Consider the following 23,270-nt stretch of genomic DNA (forward strand, 5'->3'; position numbering starts at 1 on the left):
ATCGCGCAGGACGACGCGTTACCCTGCCGCTCGGCCGATCGCCGCCCGCCTTCTGGCCTCGCCTTCCTGGAGACATGTCCGCGCTGTGGGGCCGGCCTCGGCACCCGCGAGCAGCGCCGGCGCCGTGCGAACGACAAGCGGGATCTCGTCGGGCAAGCGCGCCTTCGACGCAGTCGGCGACCCACTGCACGCAGCCCCCGATGGGGCGTGGCTTCCCCATTTGACCGGCCTGCTGATGATCTTCATGACGGCCATCACGGCCAGGCTGATGGCGAAGGTCGACGCCAAGCCGCTGATCGGCGGCGGTCTGCTCGTCCTCGCCGCAGGGCTGCTGTGGCTGTCCACCGTCGAGCCCACCGGCACCTTCGCGGTCGACGTCCTGCCCGCCTCGCTGGTCGCCGCGCTCGGCATGTCGCTCGCCTACATCCCGGCCATGATGGCCGCCATGTCCGGAGCCCCGCAGGAGCAGGCCGGCCTGGCGTCCGGCAAGCCGCGCCGCAGGCCGACGCCACTGCGACGGCACAGGGCGAGCGGGCCGGCGTCTGAAATGCTGTGCCGGCGCCTGGTGGGCAGGTGGGCAATGGATTCCGCCTGTCCATCCCGACGGCCAGCTTGTACCTGAACCCCTCGTCCACCGGAGCAGCAGGGCGGCGCCGGAGGCGAACGCCGTCGACCGGGCCTCGGCGGCTACCGACGCCGGGCAGGAGCCTGGTGGCGGCGAGGGTGGCGACGCCGATCGGTACGTAGATGATGAAGATCCACGGCAAGCTCAACCATTCGGTGAAGACGCCGCCGAGGAACACGCCGGCCGTTCCGCCCGCGGGGGCGGCGCATGCAAAGACCTTTCAACCGCACGGCTGCGGCGGCCGTCGCCGAGGCAGCCGTGCGACCACGCCGGAGCCACGGGGTCGGCATGCAGCTGACTCCACCCGCCGGATCCGCTTCGACGAGCCCTCTCGCGAGATCTCACCGAGGTAGCGGAATACCCCCGGGGGGTATATGGTTGTGATCAACGTCCTGAGCGGACAACGCCAGAAGGGGGCATCACACCACGGGAGATGTCATGAGGAATCACTCCGGCCACGCCCTGACGGACCACGGCGCCCACGGCAGCCATGGCGGAGCCCGGCCCGGTGGGCTGTCGGTCTCCGACAACGGATACACCCTCGAGCTCGACTCGACGATCCTCACCGCCGGCGTGCAGCGGGTCAGCTTCCGGGTGATCGGCCCCGACGGGCAGGCGGTGACCGAGTTCGTGCCCGAGCACGAGAAGGAACTGCACTTCATCGCCGTGCGGCGCGACACAACCGGATTCCAGCACGTGCATCCGGTGAGGGACGAGAAGGGCACCTGGAGTACCGAACTGGCCCTGGAACCCGGGGGACTGGAGGTTCTTCGCCGACATCCACCCAGCCGGCCACGACGAGACCATCACGCTGGGGATCGACGCCGCCGTCGCCAGGCTCTACGACCCTCGGCCGCTGCCCGAGGCCACCGGTGTCGCCCGGATCGGCGAGTACACCGTCGTCCTCGACGGCGAACTCCTGCCCGGCCGGGCGAGCGAGCTGACCCTCACCGTCAGCCGGAACGGCCGCCCGGTCACCGACCTTCAGCCCTACCTGGCCGCGTACGGGCACCTGGTGGCGCTGCGGGTCGGCGACCTGGGCTACCTCCACGTCCACCCGGAGGGCGAGCCCGGTGACGGCACCACCGCACCGGGACCCGAGATCGCCTTCATGGCGGTCGCCCCGTCGGCGGGCACCTACCGCCTGTACCTGGACTTCCAGCACAACGGCCTCGTCCGGACGGCCGAGTTCACGGTGCGGACCGCCGCGACCACACCGCCCGCGGACGCGGCGACCCAGGCCGCGTCCGAGCACGGGAGCCACCACCACGGCCACCACGCACACCACTGAGCACGGCGCGGCCACACCCCCACACCGGAAGGAGCGTCATGCCACGGCTGACCCGACTCACGCCCGACACGGCGGCCGGCGCCTCGCGCGGACTCCTCGCCGACCTGGTCTCCCGCCATGGCGAGATCGGTGACATGGTCTCCACCATGGCGCACTCGCCGGCCGTGCTGGGCGGCTACCTCCGGCTCAGCCGGGCCATGAGGCGAGCCAAGCTGGACCGCAGGATCAGCGAACGGATCTCGATCGCCGTCCAGGTCCTGCAAGGATGCGGGCTGTGCCTCGACGCGCATGTGAGGGCCGCACGCGCCCTGGGCGTGGACGAGGAAGAGATCGAGCGAGCTCGCGTGGGCACCTCGGCCGCCCCAGCGACCGCGGCGATCGTCACCCTCGCCCTCCAGATCTACTGCGAGCCGACGTCGATCACCGACGAACAGGTCGCCGCGCTGCGTGAGCACGGCTACAGCGACCGCGCGATAGCCGATGTCGTCGGCGTCGTCGCACTCAACATCCTCACCGGCGCCTTCAACCTGCTCGCCGGCCTCACACCGAAGAGCGAAGCCGGTGCGTAGGGACAACTGCGCCTGTACCCGCGGGGCACGGCCTCCACCGGAAGCCCGTGCCCCGCCGCATGGATACGGAAGGAACCCGCCATGCGTCTGTTCAGTGTCCGCGAATACCGCCACCTGTTCGGCGCCCAGGTCATCGCCCTGTTCGGTACCGGGCTGACCACAGTGGCCCTCGGCCTGCTCGCCTACGACCTCGCCGGCCCGCGCGCCGGCATGGTCCTCGGCACCGCCCTGACCATCAGGATGGTCATTAGATCTCCTCTGTGGATAGCGCGGCCTTCAGGCCGGGGAGGAATCGAAGCTCCTTCGGAGCAGGACAGGGAAAGACGGATCGCCGCCAGGGCGATTCGGTGTCTGTGGCCACCGGCCAACATCCGTCATTGGTATGGAAGTTGATAGAGTGTGTGGTGTGACGCACCAGGTCAAGCGGGCTTTCAAGTACCGCTTCTACCCCACGGACGAGCAGGCAGCTGAGCTGTCGCGCACGTTCGGCTGCGTCCGTCTCGTCTACAACAAGGCGTTGGAGGAGCGCACGCGGGCCTGGTACGGCGAGCAGCGCCGCGTCTCCTACGTGCAGTCGTCCGCCGCGCTGACCCAGTGGAAGAAGACCGAGGAACTCGCCTTCCTGAGCGAGGTGTCCTGCGTTCCGCTTCAGCAGGCGCTGCGCCATCTTCAATCAGCGTTCTCGAACTTCTTCGCCAAGCGCGCGCAGTACCCGCGCTTCAAGTCTCGGAAGAAGTCCCGTGCCTCGGCCGAGTACACCCGCAGCGCCTTCACCTGGCGCGGCGGACAGCTCACGCTGGCGAAGATGACCGAGCCCTTGGACATCCGCTGGTCCCGTCCGCTGCCCGAAGGGGCGGAGCCGACCACGGTGACGGTCTCCTGCGACGCGGCGGGGAGGTGGTTCGTGTCGCTGCTGTGCGAGGACACGATCAGCCCGGCCCCCGATACCAGTGCGGCTGTGGGCCTGGATGCCGGGATCATCTCCCTGGTGGCCCTGTCCACCGGGGAGAAGATCGCCAACCCAAGGCACGAGGGGCGTGACCGCGCCCGCCTGGCCCGCGCGCAGCGGGAGCTGTCGCGGAAGGCGAAGGGCTCGGCGAACCGGGAGAAAGCCCGGTGCGGCGTCGCCAAGATCCATGCGCGGATCGCCGACCGGCGCCGGGACTTCCTGCACAAGCTGACCACTCGACTCGTCCGTGAGAACCAAACGGTCGTCATCGAGGATCTCACCGTCCGCAACCTGCTGAAGAACGGCCGCCTCGCGCGCGCCATCTCCGACGCGGCGTGGACGGAACTGCGCTCCATGCTGGAGTACAAGTGCGCCTGGTACGGGCGTGAACTTGTCGTGGTCGACCGCTGGTTTCCCAGCTCGAAGCTGTGCGGGGCCTGCGGCACGATCGCGGCGAAGATGCCGCTGAACGTCCGCGAGTGGACGTGCGACGCCTGCGGTGCGGTGCATGACCGCGACGTGAACGCGGCGCGCAACCTTCTGGCCGCCGGGCTGGCGGCGTCTGCCTGTGGAGACGGTGTAAGACCTCAACGGGAGTCCTCCCGGACGGGGCGGTCGTCGGTGAAGCAGGAAGCCCAGCGGGCGACCGCTGGAATCCCCCGCCTCTAGGCAGGGGAGGAAGTCAAGTACGTGGTCATAGCCCCCCCTGCCCCCTGGCCGCCGCGTACGCCGGCCGGCTCCCCAGAAGAACGTTCCTGTTCCTCCTCGACGCGGTCCGCGGTGCCGTGGTCCGGGCACTGCCGCTGGTCACCGAGGTCTGGCACATCTACCTCCTGATCGGCCTGCTCCAGGCCGCCTCCGCGGCGTTCACCCCGACCTTCCAGGCCGTCATCCCCGACATCGTCACCGACGAGTCCGCCTATACGCGTGCCCTGTCTGCCTCCCAGGTCGCCTACACCATGGAGAGCCTGCTCAGTCCCGTGCTGGCGGCCGTCGCCCTGTCGCTCATGAGCTTCAACGGGCTTTTCCTGGGCACCTCCGCCGGATTCCTCATCTCCGCCCTGCTCGTCCTGTCGACACGCATCCCCGACGCCCCGCGCAGTACCGGCACCGAGGCGTGGGACAAGGCGGCGGCAGGGATCGTCACCTTCATCCGGACGCCGCGGCTGCGCGGCATCATGGCGCTCAATCTCGTGGTCGCGGCGGCCGGGTCGATCGTCGTCGTCAACACCGTCAACTACGTCCGTGACGCACTCGGCGGCTCGCAGTCGGACGTCGCCTGGATGCTCGCCGCGTCCGGCACCGGAACCCTCCTGGCCGCCCTGGCACTCCCCCGCGTCCTCGACCGGGTCAACGCGCGCACGGTCATGATCACCGGCGCCGTAGTCCTCGTGGCCGGCACGGCCTCCGCGGTGACGCTGACCGCGGCCGGCCTCACCACGTGGACCGGTACGGCGATCATCTGGACCCTGATCGGCACCGGCATGGCACTGATCATCACCCCGACGGGCAAGGTCCTGCGCGCCTCCGTCGGACGGAACGCGCTCCCGGAGACATTCGCGGCCCAGTTCTCCCTGTCGCACCTGGCGTGGCTGATCACCTATCCCGTCGCCGGATGGCTCGGAACGAACGCCGGCTTTCCTCTCACCTGGTCCGTCCTCGCGGTCCTTGCCGGGGCGGGAGCGATCACTGCTCTCCTCCTGTGGCCGCGCCACGACGGACACGGACAAGGAATCGTCAGCAGGACCGCGACACCAGCACGGCACGCGACCGGCAAGGACGACCGGTCCACCCTGGCCAAGGCCGCGTGAAGGGCCGCCACTCGGCTGACACCGTGCGTCGGGCCCGGTACGCGTGTCCAGCCTGACCCGCCAAAAGACCAAGGGCGTCGTCCCGCTTATTGCGGGGCGGCGGCCAACGTCTGACGCCGTGGACGACCTCGGCTGGACTGTGTCGTTCCCCTCAGCCGTCGGCCAAGGTGTGCGGACCGGACTCGTCAGCGCCGCTGGTCGGTGGGCTCTTCCGCCGCGTTGGAGGTGGCCGCCAGGCTGGCGAGGAGCTTGACGCGCTCCTCGGACGTGCTGCCGGGTTCGGCGGTGTAGAGGCTCAGGTCGTGCACGGCCCGCTGGGAGACGGGCAGGTCCACCGACTGGTAGGTGAGCTCCAGCTCGCCGACCTCGGGGTGCTGGAGCCGTTTGACGCCGTCGTGGCGGATGCGGACGTCGTGCGCCGCCCACAGGGTGCGGAAGTCGCGGCTGACAGTGGACAGCTCACCGATCAGCTCGCGCAGGGTCCGGTCGTGGGGTTCACGCCCGGCCTCGGCACGCAGCAGAGCGACGGTGGCGGCGGCGCCTGATTCCCAGTCGACGAAGAAGTCTCGGGAAGAGTCGTCGAGGAAGTGGAAGCGGGCGAAGTTGGGACGGCCGCGTCTGTCGGTGGTGGGGCTGTCGAACATCGGGACGTGCAGGGCGCGGCCGAGCGTGTTGTGGGCGATGACGTCCAGGCGGCCGTTGCGGACGAAGGCGGCGGACAGGGTGATGGAGTCCAGCAGCCACTGGATGCGGGGCGGGACGTCGACGTCCCGGCGGCGTGACGGTGTGCGGCGTGCGGGCCGGGCGGCGCGGGCCAGGTCGAACAGGTAGGTGCGTTCGTCCTCGTCGAGCTGGAGGGCCTGGGCGACAGCGGACAGGACGTCTTCGGACACGCCGCTGATGTGGCCCTTCTCCAGGCGGGTGTACCACTCGGTGCTCACCCCGGCCAGGACCGCTACCTCCTCGCGCCGCAGCCCCGGGACCCGGCGCCGGCCGCTGGTGGGCAGCACGGCCTGCTCCGGGGTGATCTTCGCTCGGCGGCTGGCGAGGAAGTCCCGGATCTCCGCGCGGTGATCGTGCTGGTCGTCCATGCCTTTCACGGTAACCACCGGTGACCGCGGAGGGAGGTCGAGCTTGTCACCGCCGTGGTCGGCACGGTCATCACCGCCCTCACCCTGATCCCCATCATCCTCATCGCCCTCCGTCAGCGCCGCCGCACGGCCACAGCTGTCTAGGCCGCAGGGGCCCGGGCGATCCGAAGACCGCCAGGCCATCGGCAAGATCCTGCTCTCCACGAGCACCTGACCCAGCCCACCTGAAGCACGCATCACCTGGAAACGGAGCACCACCCATGCGCGCGACCCTCATGTACGGCGCCGGCGACGTCCGGATCGAGAACGTCCCCGACTCCGTCATCAAGCACCCCACCGACGCCCTGGTCCGCATCACCGCCTCCTGCGTGTGCGGCAGCGACCTGTGGCCGTACGCCTCGATGAAGCCCGAGGACGGCCCGGCCCGGATGGGCCATGAGTTCATCGGCATCGTCGAGGACACGGGCTCCGATGTGACCACCGTCAGGCGCGGCGACCTCGTCGTCGCCCCGTTCGCCGTCTCCGACAACACCTGCGAGTTCTGCCGCGAGGGCCTGCACACCTCCTGCACCCACCCGCAGGCCAACTTCTGGGACGGCGAGGTCGAAGAAGGCGGCCAGGCCGAAGCCGTCCGTGTGCCGCTGGCCGACGGAACCCTCGTCAAGCTGCCCGTCGCCGCGGACTCCGCTCTCATCCCGTCCCTGCTGACCCTCTCCGACGTCCTCGGCACCGGCCACCACGCCGCCGTAGCGGGCGGCGTCAACGAGCGCACCCGCGTCACCGTGATCGGCGACGGCGCCGTCGGCCTGCTGGGAGTCCTGTCCGCCAAGCGCCTGGGCGCCGAACAGATCATCCTCATGGGCCGCCACCAGGAGCGCACCGACCTCGGCCGCGAGTTCGGCGCCACCGACGTCGTCTCCGCCCGCGGCGACGAAGGCATCGCCCAGGTGAGGGACCTGACCGGTGGGCACGGCACGCACGTCGTCCTGGAGTGCGTCGGCAACGTGCCCGCCTACCAGCAGGCCACCGGGATCGTCCGCCCTGGCGGCGTCATCAGCCGCGTCGGCGTCCCGCAGTACGAGGAGGCACCCATCGGCTTCGGCAGTCTCTTCCGCCACAACATCCGGCTCGCCGGCGGACCCGCGCCGGTCCGCGCCTACATCGAGGAACTGATGCCCGACATCCTCAACGGCACCATCGAGCCCGGAAAGGTCTTCGACACCATCACCGACCTCGACGGCGTCCCCGCCGGATACCAGGACATGGCCGACCGCAAGAGCCTCAAAGTCCTCGTCAAGCCCTGACCCCGGAACCGCTCGTGCGGAGCTGCCCCAGCCACGGGGGACCTCCCCAAGAGGGAGACGGAGAGCCGTGGATGCGCCGTGGGACGGAGCCCCCGTGACCGTTGGGGCAGCGGTGGATCGCCCTGCGGTGTTGGGGGGGTTGAGCTTGTACCCCCCCACAAACCCGATCTGCCACGCCCGGCGCAGAAACGGTCTCCTGGAACCGCGGCCCGGTCACAGCATCCACTGACCGTCGCATCTTCCCCTCCATCGATCGGATATGAGGTCTTCTCCATGGAACGCCGCAAAGCGCTCGGACTGATCGCCGGTGGTGCCGCCGCCACCGCCGCCTCCCTCACGGCCCTGCCCGCCTTCGGTGCGGAGAGCGGCCGCGTCGCAGGCGCCACAGGACAGGGCAAGCCCACGGGCCAGGGCGGCTACACCTTCGTACTGGACAGGAACGTCAAGCGGACCCCGGTGCGGTTCAACAACCGCTTCGGCATCGAGGTCGCCGCGGACCTCTACGTGCCGAAGAACGCCAGGGGCAAGCTGCCGGCACTGGCGGTCAGCGGACCGTTCGGCGCGGTGAAGGAACAGTCATCGGGGCTCTACGCCAACGAGTTCGCCCGCCGCGGCTACGTGGCCCTCGCCTTCGACCCCTCCTTCACCGGGGAGAGCGGCGGCACGGTGCGCGACGTGGGATCGCCCGAGATCTACACCGAGGACTTCAGCGCCGCCGTCGACTTCCTCGGCCTGCAGAAGATTGTCGACCGCGAGCGGATCGGCGCGCAGGCCATCTGCGGCCTGAGCGGCATGGCGCTCACCGCGGCGGCTGCGGACAGCCGTATCAAGGCGGTCGCCACGGCCTCGATGTACGACATGTCGCGCAGCATCTCCCGCGGCCACGAGGACTACTACACGCGCGAGCAGCGTCAGGAGGTCGTGGACTACGTCAGCCGGCAGCGCTGGACCGACGCCGAGAGGGGCACCTTCGCGCGGGGATCCCACGAGGTCCCCTTCGACGAGAACGGCAATGTCGCTCCGTCCCACCGCGTCCTGCCCGAGACCCTCCCGGCCGACGCCGACCCGATCACGAAGAGCTTCTTCGACTACTACCGCACCGAACGCGGCTACCACCCGCGCTCCATCAACTCCACCACCGCGTGGACCGCGACCACGCCCATGTCCTTCTTCGCCTTCCGGCAGATGACGAACCTCGGCATGGTGGCGCCCCGCAAGGCTCTCCTGGTGGCCGGCGCCGACGCACACTCCCTCTACTACTCCCAGGACGTCCAGAAGATGGCCCCCGACAGCATCGGCCTCGTGGTCGTGCCGGGCGCGGACCACGTCGACCTGTACGACCGCAAGGACCTCATCCCCTTCGACACGCTCGACGCGTTCTTCACCAAGAACCTCGCCTGACCGACAGCGCTCCTCGGCAGGCCGGTACCACCACCGGCCTGCCGGGCTCCCACCGCGGAAGCCTCGGCACCGGTCGGGACAGGCGCCGACGCAAGGTTCCGATGCCACCGACTGCTGACAGGAACGGCATGTGTCGCGGGTCACAGTCGATAGGAGGGCGGCCGGCGAGAAACGTCTGCCGCAGTTCCGTTGATCCACCAGACTTGCTCTTGTTTCCCGAAGGAGAAAGGGGCGGCAGGCATGGTGCACAGCGCGCTTCTGGTGATGGACGTCCAGCGGGACGTCGTGGCCATCGCGGACGACGGTTCCGGGTATCTGCCGCGCCTGCGCAGAGCGATCGACGGTGCCCGGGGTGCCGGCATCCCTGTGATCTACGTGATGATGGTGTTACGTCCGGGCGATCGGGAAGTCAGCGCTCGCAACAAGGTGGTGACCGAGGCCGTGCGGGCCGGCCTGTTCACCGAGGGCGCCCCTGGCACCGAGATCCATGACGACGTCGCGCCCCAGCAGGGCGACGTGGTGGTCACCAAGAGGCGGGGCAGCGCGTTCTCGGGCAGCGACCTCGACCTGGTACTCAGGGCTCGCGACATCGACAGCCTCGTTCTCACCGGCATCGCAACCAGCGCCGTCGTGCTGTCCACCCTGTGGCACGCCATCGACCTGGACTTCGGCCTGACCGTGCTGGCGGACGCCTGCCTCGACACCGACCCCGAAGTGCACACGATGCTCACCGAGAAGCTGTTCCCGCAGTGGGCAGATGTCGTCACTGTCGAGGATTGGCTCGATGCCATCGCACCGTATTGAGCAGCTACCCCAAGGCGAGGTACAGGCCTATCCGGCCTTCTGCACCGGGATGCGGCGTAGCCCGACCTCACGCGCCGGCCTCGAAGCCGGGCCCGCCTCGCTCACCCGGGTACGTCCCCTGGCGTCAGGCCGCCACGGATTCCTCGGCGACGAACTTCTCCACGAACTCCCGCGCACGGCGGTCGAAGTCCGCGTACTGGGCCTCCCGTTCGGCACCCGTGACAGCGTCGCCGACCAGGAGATTGCCTTCGGCGTCCACGCGCTGGGGGCGCTCCTCCGCGTCGGTGAGCAGGCCGACGGTGGAGCGGGAGAAGCCGCAGTAATAGGCGATGCCTTCGCTCAGGTTGGTCTCGAGGACGGTCTGCATCCCTTCCACGACCGGATCGTCGGCAGTGGCGCCGGCCAGGCCCAGCCACAGGATGCGCTTGCCGGCGAGGCGGGGCTTGCTGCGGCCGTAGGCGAACCCGTAGTTCCATACCCGGTCGATCCAGCCCTTGAGGATGGCGGGCACGCTCTGCCAGTACACCGGGAAGACGGCGACGACGGCATCCGCGTCGAGGACGCGCTGCATGTGCGCGTGCACTTCGTCCGAGTACCTCTTCTCCCGGTCGCCCCAGTCGGGCTGGTCCGCCACGTTCATCCGGGGGTCGAACCCCTCGGCGTGCAGGTCGAGCAGGTCGACGCGGTAGCCGGCGGCTTCGAGCCGGGCGGCGGCACGGCGGGCCGTGTGCGCGGTGAGGGAATCGGTGCGGTGGTGTGCGACGACGACGAGGGCGGTGGCACGGCTGTCGTGCTGCGTCACGGTGTCTCCCGGTGGTCTCGGTCGGTCCGAAGAACGCCTCCAGTACAGCCGCGTCGACGTAGATGATCCATGGGAGATGCGCTCAAGAACATAGGAGATCGTCTACGGTGTGGTCCATGGATCCTCTGAGTTCGCTACTGAGTGGCATCCGGGCGGAGGGATCGGTCGTCACCCATGCCGTACTGGCGGTGCCCTGGACCATCCGCTTCGCCGACGCCGCGCCGTTCATCATGATCAGCGTGCTGCGAGGCGGGGGCACGCTCCTGCTGCCCGACGGGACCGAGCGGGCGATCAGCGCGGGTGACACCGCCATCGTGCGCGGACCCGAACCGTTCCACCTCGCGGACGACCCCACGAGCGTGCAGAGTTGCCACGCCGCGTACGAGATCGCCTGCTTCACCGAGAGCTCCGAGTGCGCCGCCCAGGAACTCGGCGGTATCCACTGGGGCGCCGACTCGGAGCAGACGACCGCGCTGATCGTGGGCGCCTACCGCGCCTCGGGCCACCGTCACCAGCGGCTCCTGCGGGCCCTGCCGCCCGTCCTGGTGGTCGAGGAGGAGGCCGAGGTCTGTGCCTGGCTGGAGACGGCCGCCGCTGACGCCGCCCATCACTCGGCCGGTTCGCAGGCGCTGATGGACCGGCTCCTCGACTGGGCCCTGGTGTGCACACTGCGCAGCTGGTTCGACAAGGCGGGCGCCGACGCGCCCAGTTGGTACCGGGGCCTCGCCGACCCGGTCCTCGCGCCCGCCCTGCAGTCCTTCCACGACCGGCCCGCCGAACCCTGGACGGTGGCATCCCTGGCCGCGCGAGCCGGCGTCTCCCGGGCGCTGTTCGCCAAGCGCTTCACCCAGCTGATGGGCCGCCCTCCGCTCACCTACCTCACCGAATGCCGCATGGACGAGGCCGAGGCGCTGCTGTCCGACACCGACCTCGGCATCGCCCAGATCGCCAGGTCCGTCGGTTATGCCGACGCATTCGGCTTCAGCGCCGCGTTCAAACGCCTCAAAGGCCTGAGCCCCAGCACCTATCGCGCCGCGGTGGCCGCGGGGCCGGGTTCTCTCGCGTCGGGGTAACCGGCGACGCCCTGGGCGAGGAACACGATCCTCGCAGCTGCCACACCCGGCTCCCTACCGTCCAACTGCCGCCCCACGCCCCCGACCTCAACCCCGGCCGAGGGCATCTGGTCCGTCGCGCTGCGCACGACGGTCGCCATCGGGCTTTCCTGGCCCATGACTTGATCCCCGGCTTCCGACCCGGCCTCCACCCGTTCCAGTACCGCGACAACATCGGCATCGGGGTCTTCCACGAAGCCGCGTGTCGCGGTGGGCCTCAGCGCCAGTCGTCGATCACATAGGCGTCCGGGTGGCTGTAGCCAGGTTCGTTGGGCTTGTGCATGGTCACGCCTTGCAGCCAGGTACGGAAACCGCGGTCGACCATGCGCCGGTAGGCATCCTGGCGAGCCAGGTTCATGCTGGCGTCCAGTTGCCCGAGTCCCCTCTCGGCGGCCAGCTGCTCGCAGGCATTCAGCAGCCGTTCGAACCGGTCCGCGGCGTCCGGACCAGGGCGTACGGCGCCGAATTTGACGAAGCACACGTCCTCACCGGCCTCCGGCCCCGCTCCGCAGTGGCAGACAGCCAGTCCGTCGAGGCCGGAGTCAGAGCCCTCGAGGAGGATGGTGTCACCGAGCCCCTGCGCCTGTGTGGCCGTGATCTCGCGCTCCAGGTTCAGGCCCTCGTACACGGCCCCCGTCAGCGCGCGACCGAGGCCCAGTGCGTCGGGCCGCTCGACGGCGGTCAGCTCGCCGTACAGCACTCGGCCGCCGACTGCGGCGTTGACGGCGACCTGCTTCTTCATGACGGCTGTGAGGAATCGCGGCCAGAAACCGTACCGGCGATAGAACTCGATGTGCTTGGGACTGTGCGGGAACGTGAACAGGCCGAGGTGGCGGTTCTCCCAGGTGTCGAAGCATGCCATGACCGGTTCCATGAGGCGCCTGCCGATGCCCTGGTCCCACAGATCCGGACGTACGGTCAGCGGTCCGAAGTACCCGACGCTGCCCCAGTCGGCGGCGAAGTTCGATCCGACGACCTCGCCCTCGACGGTCGCTGCGAAGGCCGCGTGTGGATCTGCCGCCCAGCGGGTGCGGACATAGTCGGCGGTCCCGAAGAACGTCTCGGGCTCAGGAGCCCCGAGGAAGGTCCCGAAGGCGACCCTGAAGATCTCGTCGGCCCGATCCAGGTCCGGCTCGACCAGCGGGCGGACCACCGAGGCGGCGACACTCGTTCGCTTCGCTGCGTGCATGATCGCTCCTTCCGCCCTTGGTTCCGTGACTCCACCCACGCGTAAACGCGCGGGCTTCCTGTGTCGGTGGCTAAGCCGCCGCGCAGAGGACCAGCCCGGCCCTGTTGAGGACGTTCGTCGCGCCGACGTGGTCCGCGTTCGCCGCGAACCCGCATGCCGTGCACTGGAACTTCGCTTGGGTGACACGGTTCCCCTTCGCGACGTGCCCGCATTCGGGGCACGTGCGGGAGGTGTTGCGCGCGTCCACAGAGATCACTCGGCGACCGGCACTCTCAGCCTTGTTCGCCAGGATGTGGAGGAACTGCGCCCAACCCGCGTCGAGGATGCTCTTGTTGAGCCCGGCCTTCGCGGCAGCACCGTTCGGCAGAAAGCCGCCGGGCTGCTCGGGGTCGGGCCTGGGGGCGGGGGTCTTGGTCATGCCCGCCGTGTTCAGCCGTTCGTGCACGATCACGTCGTGGTCACGGACCAGCGCGCGGGCGGTCTTGTGGTGGAAGTCGGCGCGCTGCCGCCGGATCCTGGCGTGCAGCTTGGCGACCTTCCGGGCCGCCGCGCGGTGGCGCTTGGTGCGCTGCCGGCTCCGCTTGGGGAAGGCCGCCAGGTGCCGCTGCGCCTCGGCCAGTTGATCGGCCATCGTCTGCAGGAAGCGCGGGTTGGCGACGTGTTCGCCGTCGGATGTGGTCAGGAAATGGGCCACACCCATGTCGATGCCGGTGATCACCCCGGTGGGCACAAGCTCTTCGGCGGGCACCTCGTCGCAAGTGAGGACGACGTACCAGCGGTTCCCCTCACGCTTCACCGAGATTGTCTTGACGCCGCCCCGCACGGGCCGGTGCTGGTGCACGCGGACGTGCCCGACACCTTGAAGACGGACGCGTATCTGACGGTGGTCGGGGGTGGAGTTCCAGCGGCAGCCGTCACCGTCCCTGGGGAAGACGACGGTGTCGAAGTGCCCGACACCCTTGAAGCGCGGGTAGCCCGGCGTCTGCCCGGCCTTGACCCGCTTGAAGAAGGCTTGGAACGCCTTGTCCAATCGGCGCAAGGTGGCCTGCTGGGAGGAGAACGACCAGCGGCCCTGCCACTCCGGGGCGAACGCGCGGATCTCCTTGAGCTGCGCGGACTGGTCCCCGTACTTGACACTCGTCTTCGAGGTGTGCCGGTAGGCGTCGCGCCGCTCTTGCAGGGCCCCGTTGTACAGCGAGCAGTGGTCCCGCAGCATCTCGCCCAATGCGGCCGCCTGACGGGCCGTGGGGCGCAGGAGGAACTTGTACGCGCGGATCACGAGTCGCCGCCCCTCTTCCCCGGGCGTTCCCACTGGGTGTCGATGTACCTCTCGACCGTCGCCGCCGACACCGCGCCGGCCGACGCCGCGAAGTACGACGACGACCACAAGGTGGGCATCCGCGACTTCAGGTGCGGAAACTCCTCGCGCAGCACGCGGGAGGTGAAGCCCTTGAACTGGTTGGCCACGTACGAGGCCGACGACTTCGAGTCGTGCTTGATGAAGAGGTGGACGTGGTCGGGCATCACCTCAAGGGCGATGATCTCCCAGCCGCGTTCCTCCGCCTTCTGCCGGATCAGCTCGTCCAGTCGTTCCGCGACCCGGCCGCCGAGGACCGGACGGCGGTACTTCGGGCACCACACCACGTGGAGACCCAGGTCGTACACACCGCCGGAGAATCGGCGAACCTTCCTGGTCACAGTCACGCGATCAATATACGTGCGCTACAGGTCTAGTGCGGCGGAAAGGTGGGATCAGGTGAACAGTGCAGATCCGTGCAACCAGTTGAGGTCAGAGCAGCCCAGAGAAGCCATTCCCCACCTCGCTAAAGCGGGGCGCCCCCTGGCTTGGTCCTGATGGCACCCCGGACGTGTGCCGCCGGCGAAGCGCGAGGTCCGTCGGTACCTCCGGATCGAGCGGCGCGTTCCCCGACCGCCTGGCGGCCGTCTCCCTGCCGACGCTCGCCGAGCACGGCCCGCACGCCCTCGGCGATACCTGCGACTGCCGCTGAGAGCGTTGAACCGGTGGACGCCTTCTTCGCCGAGCTGCAGGCTCAGGCGAAGCCGACGTCGACGATCCGGTTCTCGCGCGCGGCACGGCAGCCGCGTCGGAAACGGGCGGTCCCGCGGAGCCCGTCACCGGGTTCCGCGGGCCCGCCCCACCGGTATCTCGCTGACGGTTTGCGGTGGTCAGGCGAGGTCCAGGCCGCGGCGTCCGGTGTCGTTGAGGTCCTCGGGGGTGAAGCGGCCGTTCCAGGTGCGCTCGTAGTGCTCGGCGGGGAAGTCGCTGGGGCTGGAACCGGTGACGAAGGCCTCGCGGACCTGTTCGGCGTAGCGCTCGTTGCGGGCGCACCAGGGGGCGGCGGGGATGTACATGACGTTGCCCCAGCCCTTCTGGTTCTTGACGGGGGCGACGCTGTGGATCATGTCGCAGTGCCACCACACCGAGTCGCCGGCCTTCACGTCGGGGATGGGGCTCAGGGCCCGGTACAGCGCCGGGTGCCAGCGCTTGGTGACGGGGAAGACCTGGTTGGTGCGCACCCCGCACATCGAGTCCTCGGGGACGTCGGGGAGCAGGGGGCGCAGCAGGAGGTAGGCCATGATCTCGGGGATCGGGACGGTGTGGAGCACGCCCTGGTCGGCGTCCATGTCCGACAGGGCGGTCCAGCCCTGGAAGGTGCGGAAGGCCGAGCACATGGTCGAGCCCGGGTACTGGGGGCCGGTGGTGCGGTGGGCGGCGTCCCAGGGGTCGTAGGACTCCACCGAGCCGTCGAACACGTGCCGGAACGCTTCTTGGTAGTCCTTGGTCATCCACAGGTCGAGGGTGCCGGGGTCGCAGTGGGTGCCCAGGCCGGCGGAGTCGGTGCCCGGCGGGCGGCGGCGGATGCGGTCCGGGTACAGCGCGTCGCGGTCCGGGTCGAACCACTGGGTGCCGTCCTCGGAGGTGTGGCGCCACAGCGAGTTCAGGAACGACTGCACGGTGGACATCCGCTCCGACTGGCGGGCCTGCATCTGCGCCGTCGACCAGTAGACGGGATAGATCTCCGGCTTGGATCCGACGCTGCCGAAGAAGTCGTCGCCCGGGCCGGTGTACTTCTCGAAGAAATTGTTGCGCTCGACGTAGTCCACGATGGCGGCGTCCCAGGCCAGGGCCTGCTCGCGGGGGAAGTGGCCGCGCACGACCAGGCAGCCGCGCCGGGCGAGCTTGGCGCGCTCCTCGGGCGTCACGGTGCCCGCCTGGATCGCGTCGTAGTCGATGACCGGCCAGACCTGCTCGCCGCGGGCGCGGTCGGCTTCGATCTCCTCGATGCGCGCCTCGATACGGCGCTCGGCGGCGGCGAAGACCTCTGCAACGGTGCGGCCGGAGGCTTCGATCCTGGCCCGTAGGGCGGCCTTGATCGTGCGGACGGCGGCCCCGAGATCCTCCGGGGTCTGCTGCCAGTGCGGCAGGGGCGGAAGGGTGTGCTGCGGCTCAGCGGCGAGCGCCATGACCCGACTCCTTCAGTTAGGACTCCTTACTTGAATCACGTTAGAACGACGCCAACATTTAGGCAAGGCTCCTTACTAGGATGGCGGCATGGCACCGCCGAAACCCTCCCTGGAGATGCTGCGCAGCCTGACCGACGAGAACGTGCTGCGCACCCTGATGACCCACCCCCGGCTGACACGCGCCGAGATCGCCGCACACACCGGGATCTCCAAACCCACCATCTCCGACAGCGTCCAGCGCCTCACCCACGCCGGCCTCCTCGCCGACACCGGAGAACGCACCGCCGGACGCGGCCGGCAGGGCACCTACTACGCCCTCGCCCCGGCCACCGGCACCGCCCTGGTCGCCGCCATCACCCCCTACGGCCTGCGCGCCGAAACAGTCGACGCGCACGGCACCGTCCGGGAGCAGACCCACATCCCGCTCGGACACAACGACGGGCCCGAGCCGGCCGCCGCCGCCCTCACACACGCCGCAGCCGACCTCGCCGACCGCACACCCGGGCCTGTACGCATCGCCGTGGTCAGCGCCGCCGACCCCGTCGACCGCACCACAGGCCGGCTCGTCCAGCTCCCCGACGCACCCTTCCTCGTCGGCGACCTCGACCCGCCCGCCCTACTGGCCCCCCACGTCACAGGACCCGTACTGGTCGACAACGACGTCAACTGGGCCGCCCGCGCCGAACGCGACCACGGATGCGCCGTCGGCGTGGACGACTTCGTCTACCTCCACCTCGGCCAAGGACTCGGCTGCGCCGTCGTCAACGACGGCCACGTCCGCCGCGGCCACCACGGCCTCGCCGGCGAGATCGCCCACCTCTACACCGTCGGACCCGACGGCACCGCCATGCACTTCACCGACGTCTTCGCCGCCCTCGGCCTGCGCCACGCACACTCCACCGCCATCGACACCGAAAAGCTCACCGCCCGGCTGACCGCCGCAGACGACCAGGCGGAGCGACTCACCGCGGCCGTGGCCCGAGCCGTCAGCGGAGTCCTGGCCGCAGCCGTCTCCCTGACCGACCCCAGCATGATCGTCATCGGCGGCGAATGGGGCACCCACCCGACCATCACCACCGCCGTGGCCGAACACCTCAGCCACACCCCACGCCCCCTCCCCGTCACCACCGCCACCCTCCCCTCCCCCGACCTCGACGGCGCCCGCACCAAAGCCGTGGACGAACTGCGCACCCACATCGTCCGCGCCGCCCGCCCAACCCCCGAGCAGTAACCACCCGCCCGGCACACCCCCGACACCCCGCCCATCGCCACCCACAAGGACGGAACACCCCCAAGTGAGGAGGGCAGCCACTGGAGATGAAGACGTTGACGGGGTCTGATGTGACCGGCGCCAAGCCCTCGGAACGGTCCTCGCGAACACCACGGAGGCCGCCGTCGTAACCATGCGCGGCGGCAACTGCCGGCAGGCGTCCACGGACGCCACTTCGAGGCGAGTGCGTCGTCTCCACCTCCACCATGGATGGTCAGCACTGAGGTGCTGACGTGAGCTGCCGACCGCCAGGAACCGTTCGCAGAGCTGCTGCATAACGGGTAGCGCAGCGGTCGAGTCGGCTGATGTCAGCATTCTGCCCAGCGTCGGGTTGCAGGGCCTGGCGAAAGGCGGAGTCGATGATGACGCCGTCCACACCGAACGCGGTGGCCGCCGCCAGTTCGAGGGTAGTGATGCCGGCCCCTGTACATATGGGGGCAGCCGTCATGCGCCTGACGTCTCTGGTGCGCTCGTGGAGATCGGCAAGATCGACCACGCCTGCGGTCCTCGCTGGATCGGCCGCTGTGGGCAGGTAGACCCACCCGGTCGAGACCGTAGCTGCTCACTGTTCGGTGACGGGGCGGCGGCGCTTGTCGCACGCGCCGGTGGCAGTGGCGCGGTGAGCGGCAGCGGTCGCGCCGCGCCGGACACACCCGGGCCCCAGGCGGTCGCCACGCGCAGTCACCTGTACTCGGACACCGAGCCGCTCCTGGGGTGGGACATCGACTGCGGCGGATTCCGCGTCGTGATCGACGGCGGGGGTTCCCGGGCTCGTACGGGACCACTTGGGTCGGCACCTGCGTGCCTTCCTGGCCGAACACGGCTTGACCACGGACGACATCGGAACCTGGGTGTGCCATCCGGGAGGCCCCAGGATCCTCTCCGCCGTGACCGACGCTCTCGGCCTGCCCGGCGACGCCCTGGAGTCCGCGCGGCACTCCCTCGCGACCGCGGGGAACATGTCCTCGGTCTCCGTCCTCCACATTCTCCAGAACACCTGGGAATCCCGTCGGCCCGAGCCCGGTACGTGGGGGATGCGCATGGCGATGGGCCCGGGATTCTGTTCCGAACTCGTCCTGCTGCGCTGGTGATGGGGTCCTCATGCGTGGTACACGCTTCTCGTCCTCGCCGTCGCCGCCGAGCGCGTCGCCGAACTCGTCGTGGCCCGGCGCAACGCGGCCTGGACCCTCGCCCGCGCCGGTGTGGAATACGGCCGTGGCCACTACCCGGTCATGGTCGCCCTGCACACCGGCCTGCTCGCGTGCTGTCTGCTCGAACCCGCGCTCGCCGACCGGCCGTTCCTGCCCGCCCTGGGGTGGCCCATGCTGGCGCTGGCCGCACTCGCCCAGGCCCTGCGCTGGTGATGCATCACCACCCTCGGGCCGTACTGGAACACCCGGGTCATCGTCGTTCCCGGAGCGCGCCTGGTCGGCGCCGGGCCCTACCGCTTCCTGCGCCACCCCAATTACGTGGCGGTCGTCGTGGAGGTCGCCGCTCTGCCGCTGGTGCACTCCGCCTGGCTGACCGCGACGGCGTTCACCATTGCCAACGCGGTACTGCTCACGGTCCGTGTCCGCTGCGAGAACGCCGCCCTCACCCCAGGCGGCGCCCGCGTGAGCGGCCTCCACGACCTGCTGATCGTCGGCGGCGGACCGGCCGGCCTCGCCACCGCCCTGCACGCCGCGCGTGCCGGTCTCGACACCGTCGTGGTCGAACCCCGCCGGCACCCGTCGACAAGGCGTGCGGAGAGGGCCTGATGCCCGGCGCCGTCCGCGCCCTGACCGCCCTCGGCCTGGAGATCCCCGGGCACCCCGTCACCGGCATCCGCTACGTCCAAGCACCCTGCCAGGTCCAGGCAGCGTTCCGGCACGGCCCCGGCCTCGGGGCGCGCGCGCACCCACCTGCACGGTGCCCTGCACCGGGCCGTCCAGGAGGCGGGCGTCCCTGTACTGCCTGTGCGGGTGGAGGAGGTACAGCAGGACGGCACGGGTGTGAGCGCGCCCGGCACGGGGCTGCGCGCCCGGTGGTTGGTCGCCGCCGACGGCCTGCACTCGTCCGTGCGCCGTTCCCTCGGCCTGGAGGTGAAATCCCGGGGCGCCCCCCGCTACGGACTGCGCCGCCACTACGCGGTGCCGCCCTGGTCGCCCTATGTCGAGGTGCACTGGGGAGCGCACGCGGAGGCGTACGTCACCCCGCTCAGCCCCGCACTCGTCGGCATCGCCCTGCTGACGGCCGGCGAGCCCCCTTCGCCACCCAGTTGGACGACTTCCCCGAGCTGGCGGCCCGCCTCCCCGAGGACCCGGCCGTCACCGCGGTGCGAGGCGCGGGACCGCTGCGCCAGCGAGCAAGCGCCGGCGTCCACGGGCGGTTCTGCTCGTCGGCGATGCCGCCGGATACATCGACGCGCTGACCGGTGAGGGCGTCTCCCTCGCCCTCACCGGTGCGGAAGCCCTGGTCGCCAACATGCGCCGCGGCACAGCGGGCCGCTAGGAGACCGACTGGAGCCGGGCGACCCGCCGGCACCGGCACCTGACCGAACTCCTCGTCAGGGCCCGACAGCAGCCCGCGCTCGCCCCGCACATCGTGCCCACCGCCGCACGCCTGCCACGCCTCTTCGGCTGCGGGGGTCAACAAGTCCCCGTCGCACGGCCACTCGTGCGACCCCGCGCGTTCGGAGTGGCGGTGGACAGCGGCTGCTCGGCACGGATGGTCCTTCCGGTGCGCCCCCGTAGCGGGTGCCCCACCGCTCCGCGGTGCAGGCGAATGACTGCTGCGGCGCGATGATCGGGTCCATCAGCCGGCCGGGGGCCACGGCCCTGACTGGCCACCGCTCGTGGTGCACGGCAGCTGGCTGCTTGACCAGGCGCTGCCCGGTCGGCGCCCGGACGTCTTCCTCGCCGCAGCGTTGGGGGCTGGGTCGTGAGAGGGCGGAGTCATATTCGTACCCGCACCTTGTTTCAAAGGAAAAGAAGCGGTAATTCCACTAAATGGGATAAAAGGTGCAGTTAGGGGGTCGGCCCGATGGCAACAGGGACACTTCTGGCGATCATCATTCCCCTCGTGGTGGTGATCGCCGTGGCAGCCGTGGCGGCCTCGCTGCTCATGCGCCGCCGTAAGCTCCGCGAGCGCTTCGGCCCGGAGTACGAACGAACGATGGAGGACGCCGACAGCCGCATGGCCGGCGAGCGTGAGCTCAGGGCCCGCGAGAAGCGGCATGACTCACTTGAGATCAAGCCGCTGGACAGCAGTGCCCGGGATCGGTACACCCGGGAGTGGGCCAGCGTGCAGGAAGAGTTCGTGGACCGTCCAGAGGACGCCGTACACGACGCGGACCGTCTCGTGACCTCCTTGATGCACGAGCGCGGCTACCCGACCCAGGACTTTGAGCAACAGCTCAAAGATCTCTCGGTCGAGCACAGCCGCACACTCGAGCACTACCGGGCCGCCCATGATGTCGACGCTCTCAGCGCCCGGCACGAGGCGACCACCGAACAATTGCGGGGTGCCATGGTGCACTACCGGGCCCTGTTCGACGAGCTGCTCTCCGACGGCGGCGAACGCCGCCACGCCCCGGCCTGAACGGCTCCGCGAACAGCGTGCCGCGTGATCCGGAAGGCCCAGGCCTCCAAGAGCGGAGGAGACATGGAACGCAAGGACACACCGGACACCGCCACCGCGAGCGGCCTGTCCACCGATGACCTCGCCCAACCTCGCGACACGTCCACGCAGGAGAGCTCCGCGAGTACAGCGACGGACGTGCCGACCTTCCCCGGCGAGAGCACGAGCACGCCGAGCCGTCCCGTCGAAGACGAGGGCTCGGTAGCCGCGAGCGCTGAGGACGAGCCGGTGGACACCGACACCGACACCGGCGCGCAGCAGCAAGACGCCGACGAGGGCGGCCACGACGAGGACCAGGCCCCCCAACTCCTCACCCCGGAGGATGAGGAGGGTTTCCGCACACGCTGGCAGGAGGTGCAGAACCAGTTCGTGGACGACCCACGCGAGGCCGTGCACACCGCCGACGCGCTCGTCGCCGATGTGATGCAGAAGCTGGCCACCACGTTCGCCGATCACAAACGAGAACTGGAAGGTCAGTGGAACCGCGGCGAACAGGCGAACACTGAAGACCTGCGGCAGGCCCTTCGCCATTACCGTTCGTTCTTCAACCGCCTGCTCGTCAGCTGACGCAGCACGGGGCACAGCGGAGCAGACGGCGGCGGCCGTGCCTTTCGGCCGCCGTCTCATGTGGGGATCTCCACCACCTCAGTACGCGGGCCGGAATGGACGGCACTCTCCGCAGCCACCGGAAGATGTCACGATCACGCCTTCCGGCCCTGGAATACCGACACACCGGCACTTCCCCAGCACGGCGTTGCGGTCCGCAGTAAGAGCAGCACTACTCCCCATCGGAGGCGTTCATGCTCCTCCTCGGCATCATCCTGCTGGTCGTCGGATTCATCACCGGCATATCGATCCTGTGGACGATCGGGATCATCCTCGCGGTCATCGGAGCGGTCCTGTGGATCATGGGCTCCATGGGACGCACGGTCGCCGGCCGCCGCCACTACTGGTGACCCTGCCACAGCAGACAGGACGGCACTGTCGTCCGTGCATGCTAACGCACGGCCTGCGCCTGGCCGTGTGCCGGATCGCCACGCCCAACCGCCGTGGCAATGGCAATGCCATCGACCGATCACGACCCGCAGGCCGCACGTCGCGCACGGGACCGCCCCGACGAAGAACAGCTAGAGCCAGCGGCGAAGGTTCCAAGCCCGGTGCGCCGTGGGCGCCCCCGGCCGTCAGTCCTGGACCGCGAAGCAGGACGGCACGCTGAAGAAGCGCCTGGACGTGCCGCACGCCTGGCGGCTTTTCCCGGTCCGAGGTGGGCACCGCCGCCTGGGACGCCCGGTTCATCGGTCCAGGTGGGCGAGAGGTAGGGCGCCTGGACGCGTCGCCGCGAGTGCCCCCGTAGCGGGTGCCCCACGCTTGGGGATCCAGGGCTTCGCTCTCCGCACGAGTTGAGGCGAGACGGTCCGTCTTGTCAGGGTGGGGGCATGGCTTTCCGGCTCCTGACGATCGCGCCCGGACAACGGCTCCTTGTCACTGGTGAGAACAGCGCGGGCAAGACGATGCTCCTGCGCTCCCACTGCTCGCCGCATTCGCCGCCGGACGGACCGGGCTGCCGGACGAATACGCCGAACAGCTTCTGGCTCCAGGGCTGTTCCGCGAGGAGGACCTGCACGTCCAGGTCGCCGCCCTGTCTGCGGGACAGCAGCAGTGGCGGCTGCAGATCGCGACCTTGGTGACCCGGCCCGCGAACCTCTTGGTCCTCGAGGAGCCGACCAACCACATCGCGCTCGACCTGGTCGAGGGCCTTCTGGCCGCGCTCGCAGTGTACCCGGGAACGGTGGTCGCGGTCTCGCACGACTGCACCTTCCGCCAACGCTTCGAAAGGGAGCAGTTGGAGCTGTGCGCCGGCCGCAGGTGCTGACCCGGTCGAGTCCTCCTGCGCCGCAGACGCCGACGAGGGCTTGGGGAGACCTTGCGCGAACCGGCGCAGCCGGAG

Annotated in this window: 18 protein-coding genes and 8 pseudogenes; 18 read left to right on the plus strand and 8 right to left on the minus strand. The window is 69.7% G+C overall.

Annotation, left to right across the window (positions count from 1 at the left end):
• Positions 1-202: 202 nt before the first annotated feature.
• Positions 203-487: pseudogene (locus AB0412_RS24805) on the plus strand (MFS transporter); the annotation flags it as partial.
• A 181-nt stretch (positions 488-668) separates the two neighbouring features.
• Here AB0412_RS24805 and AB0412_RS24810 read toward each other — a convergent pair.
• Positions 669-830, minus strand: a pseudogene (locus tag AB0412_RS24810) (MFS transporter); the annotation flags it as partial.
• Between the two features lie 233 nt (positions 831-1,063).
• On the opposite strand from AB0412_RS24810, the pseudogene AB0412_RS24815 reads away from it, so the two are divergent.
• The 5 genes and pseudogenes from AB0412_RS24815 to AB0412_RS24835 all read left to right on the plus strand — a co-directional run bounded on the left by AB0412_RS24815 (position 1,064) and on the right by AB0412_RS24835 (position 5,245).
• Positions 1,064-1,916, plus strand: a pseudogene (locus tag AB0412_RS24815) (hypothetical protein).
• Positions 1,917-1,954: 38 nt separating this feature from the next.
• Entirely contained in the window at positions 1,955-2,485 is a 531-nt protein-coding gene (locus AB0412_RS24820; RefSeq protein ID WP_366404769.1) for a carboxymuconolactone decarboxylase family protein, read from the plus strand.
• 81 nt (positions 2,486-2,566) lie between these two features.
• Positions 2,567-2,731, plus strand: a pseudogene (locus tag AB0412_RS24825) (MFS transporter); the annotation flags it as partial.
• Between the two features lie 160 nt (positions 2,732-2,891).
• Positions 2,892-4,103: an RNA-guided endonuclease TnpB family protein gene (locus AB0412_RS24830; RefSeq protein WP_366404770.1), complete on the plus strand. Its 1,212-nt coding sequence runs from the start codon at positions 2,892-2,894 to the stop codon at positions 4,101-4,103.
• An 86-nt stretch (positions 4,104-4,189) separates the two neighbouring features.
• Complete coding sequence (locus tag AB0412_RS24835) at positions 4,190-5,245, plus strand: MFS transporter (RefSeq protein WP_366404792.1); 1,056 nt, start codon at positions 4,190-4,192, stop codon at positions 5,243-5,245.
• A gap of 185 nt (positions 5,246-5,430) precedes the next feature.
• Here AB0412_RS24835 and AB0412_RS24840 read toward each other — a convergent pair whose 3' ends face one another.
• On the minus strand, positions 5,431-6,336 hold the full coding sequence (locus tag AB0412_RS24840; RefSeq protein WP_366404771.1) for a helix-turn-helix transcriptional regulator: 906 nt from the start codon (positions 6,334-6,336) through the stop codon (positions 5,431-5,433).
• 260 nt (positions 6,337-6,596) lie between these two features.
• Between AB0412_RS24840 and AB0412_RS24845 the strand changes: the two genes are divergently transcribed.
• From AB0412_RS24845 to AB0412_RS24855, 3 genes are all read left to right on the plus strand, one after another.
• Positions 6,597-7,640, plus strand: a complete 1,044-nt coding sequence (locus tag AB0412_RS24845; protein WP_366404772.1) for a zinc-dependent alcohol dehydrogenase family protein — start codon at positions 6,597-6,599, stop codon at positions 7,638-7,640.
• A gap of 273 nt (positions 7,641-7,913) precedes the next feature.
• A complete protein-coding gene (locus AB0412_RS24850) occupies positions 7,914-9,041 on the plus strand; it encodes an alpha/beta hydrolase (RefSeq protein ID WP_366404773.1) in 1,128 nt (375 codons plus the stop codon).
• A gap of 240 nt (positions 9,042-9,281) precedes the next feature.
• Positions 9,282-9,845, plus strand: coding sequence for a cysteine hydrolase (locus AB0412_RS24855; RefSeq protein ID WP_366404774.1), 564 nt, complete (start codon positions 9,282-9,284; stop codon positions 9,843-9,845).
• Between the two features lie 124 nt (positions 9,846-9,969).
• Here AB0412_RS24855 and AB0412_RS24860 read toward each other — a convergent pair whose 3' ends face one another.
• Positions 9,970-10,647, minus strand: a complete 678-nt coding sequence (locus tag AB0412_RS24860; RefSeq protein WP_366404775.1) for an NAD(P)H oxidoreductase — start codon at positions 10,645-10,647, stop codon at positions 9,970-9,972.
• Between the two features lie 107 nt (positions 10,648-10,754).
• Between AB0412_RS24860 and AB0412_RS24865 the strand changes: the two genes are divergently transcribed.
• Positions 10,755-11,720: an AraC family transcriptional regulator gene (locus tag AB0412_RS24865; RefSeq protein WP_366404776.1), complete on the plus strand. Its 966-nt coding sequence runs from the start codon at positions 10,755-10,757 to the stop codon at positions 11,718-11,720.
• Positions 11,721-11,976: 256 nt separating this feature from the next.
• On the opposite strand, the gene AB0412_RS24870 is transcribed toward AB0412_RS24865, so the two are convergent.
• The 4 genes from AB0412_RS24870 to AB0412_RS24885 all read right to left on the minus strand — a co-directional run bounded on the left by AB0412_RS24870 (position 11,977) and on the right by AB0412_RS24885 (position 16,434).
• A complete protein-coding gene (locus AB0412_RS24870) occupies positions 11,977-12,948 on the minus strand; it encodes a GNAT family N-acetyltransferase (protein ID WP_366404777.1) in 972 nt (323 codons plus the stop codon).
• Between the two features lie 70 nt (positions 12,949-13,018).
• A complete protein-coding gene (locus AB0412_RS24875; protein WP_366404778.1) occupies positions 13,019-14,227 on the minus strand; it encodes a transposase in 1,209 nt (402 codons plus the stop codon).
• Positions 14,224-14,646 carry an IS200/IS605 family transposase gene (gene tnpA / locus AB0412_RS24880; protein ID WP_366404793.1) on the minus strand — a complete coding sequence of 141 codons (423 nt, stop codon included), beginning with the start codon at positions 14,644-14,646 and terminating at the stop codon, positions 14,224-14,226. The genes AB0412_RS24875 and tnpA overlap by 4 nt, the downstream gene beginning before the upstream one ends.
• A 489-nt stretch (positions 14,647-15,135) precedes the next feature.
• Positions 15,136-16,434, minus strand: coding sequence for a DUF1479 domain-containing protein (locus tag AB0412_RS24885; RefSeq protein WP_366404779.1), 1,299 nt, complete (start codon positions 16,432-16,434; stop codon positions 15,136-15,138).
• An 88-nt stretch (positions 16,435-16,522) separates the two neighbouring features.
• On the opposite strand from AB0412_RS24885, the gene AB0412_RS24890 reads away from it, so the two are divergent.
• Positions 16,523-17,665 carry an ROK family transcriptional regulator gene (locus AB0412_RS24890; RefSeq protein ID WP_366404780.1) on the plus strand — a complete coding sequence of 381 codons (1,143 nt, stop codon included), beginning with the start codon at positions 16,523-16,525 and terminating at the stop codon, positions 17,663-17,665.
• Between the two features lie 253 nt (positions 17,666-17,918).
• Here AB0412_RS24890 and AB0412_RS24895 read toward each other — a convergent pair whose 3' ends face one another.
• On the minus strand, positions 17,919-18,200 hold the full coding sequence (locus AB0412_RS24895; RefSeq protein WP_366404795.1) for a hypothetical protein: 282 nt from the start codon (positions 18,198-18,200) through the stop codon (positions 17,919-17,921).
• Between the two features lie 60 nt (positions 18,201-18,260).
• Here AB0412_RS24895 and AB0412_RS24900 point away from each other — a divergent pair.
• The 7 genes and pseudogenes from AB0412_RS24900 to AB0412_RS24930 form a co-directional block, all read left to right on the plus strand.
• Positions 18,261-18,795: pseudogene (locus tag AB0412_RS24900) on the plus strand (3-oxoacyl-[acyl-carrier-protein] synthase III C-terminal domain-containing protein); the annotation flags it as partial.
• 69 nt (positions 18,796-18,864) lie between these two features.
• Positions 18,865-19,299: pseudogene (locus tag AB0412_RS24905) on the plus strand (isoprenylcysteine carboxylmethyltransferase family protein); the annotation flags it as partial.
• Between the two features lie 18 nt (positions 19,300-19,317).
• Positions 19,318-20,320 (plus strand): annotated as a pseudogene (locus AB0412_RS24910) (FAD-dependent oxidoreductase); the annotation flags it as partial.
• Between the two features lie 405 nt (positions 20,321-20,725).
• Positions 20,726-21,283: a hypothetical protein gene (locus tag AB0412_RS24915; protein WP_366404781.1), complete on the plus strand. Its 558-nt coding sequence runs from the start codon at positions 20,726-20,728 to the stop codon at positions 21,281-21,283.
• A gap of 63 nt (positions 21,284-21,346) precedes the next feature.
• Entirely contained in the window at positions 21,347-21,889 is a 543-nt protein-coding gene (locus AB0412_RS24920; protein WP_366404782.1) for a hypothetical protein, read from the plus strand.
• 233 nt (positions 21,890-22,122) lie between these two features.
• On the plus strand, positions 22,123-22,278 hold the full coding sequence (locus tag AB0412_RS24925; RefSeq protein WP_366404783.1) for a DUF6131 family protein: 156 nt from the start codon (positions 22,123-22,125) through the stop codon (positions 22,276-22,278).
• A 495-nt stretch (positions 22,279-22,773) separates the two neighbouring features.
• Positions 22,774-23,195 (plus strand): annotated as a pseudogene (locus AB0412_RS24930) (ABC transporter ATP-binding protein); the annotation flags it as partial.
• Positions 23,196-23,270 lie beyond the last annotated feature (75 nt).

The sequence above is a fragment of the Streptomyces sp. NPDC052012 genome (genome assembly GCF_040689265.1).
GTDB lineage: Bacteria > Actinomycetota > Actinomycetes > Streptomycetales > Streptomycetaceae > Streptomyces.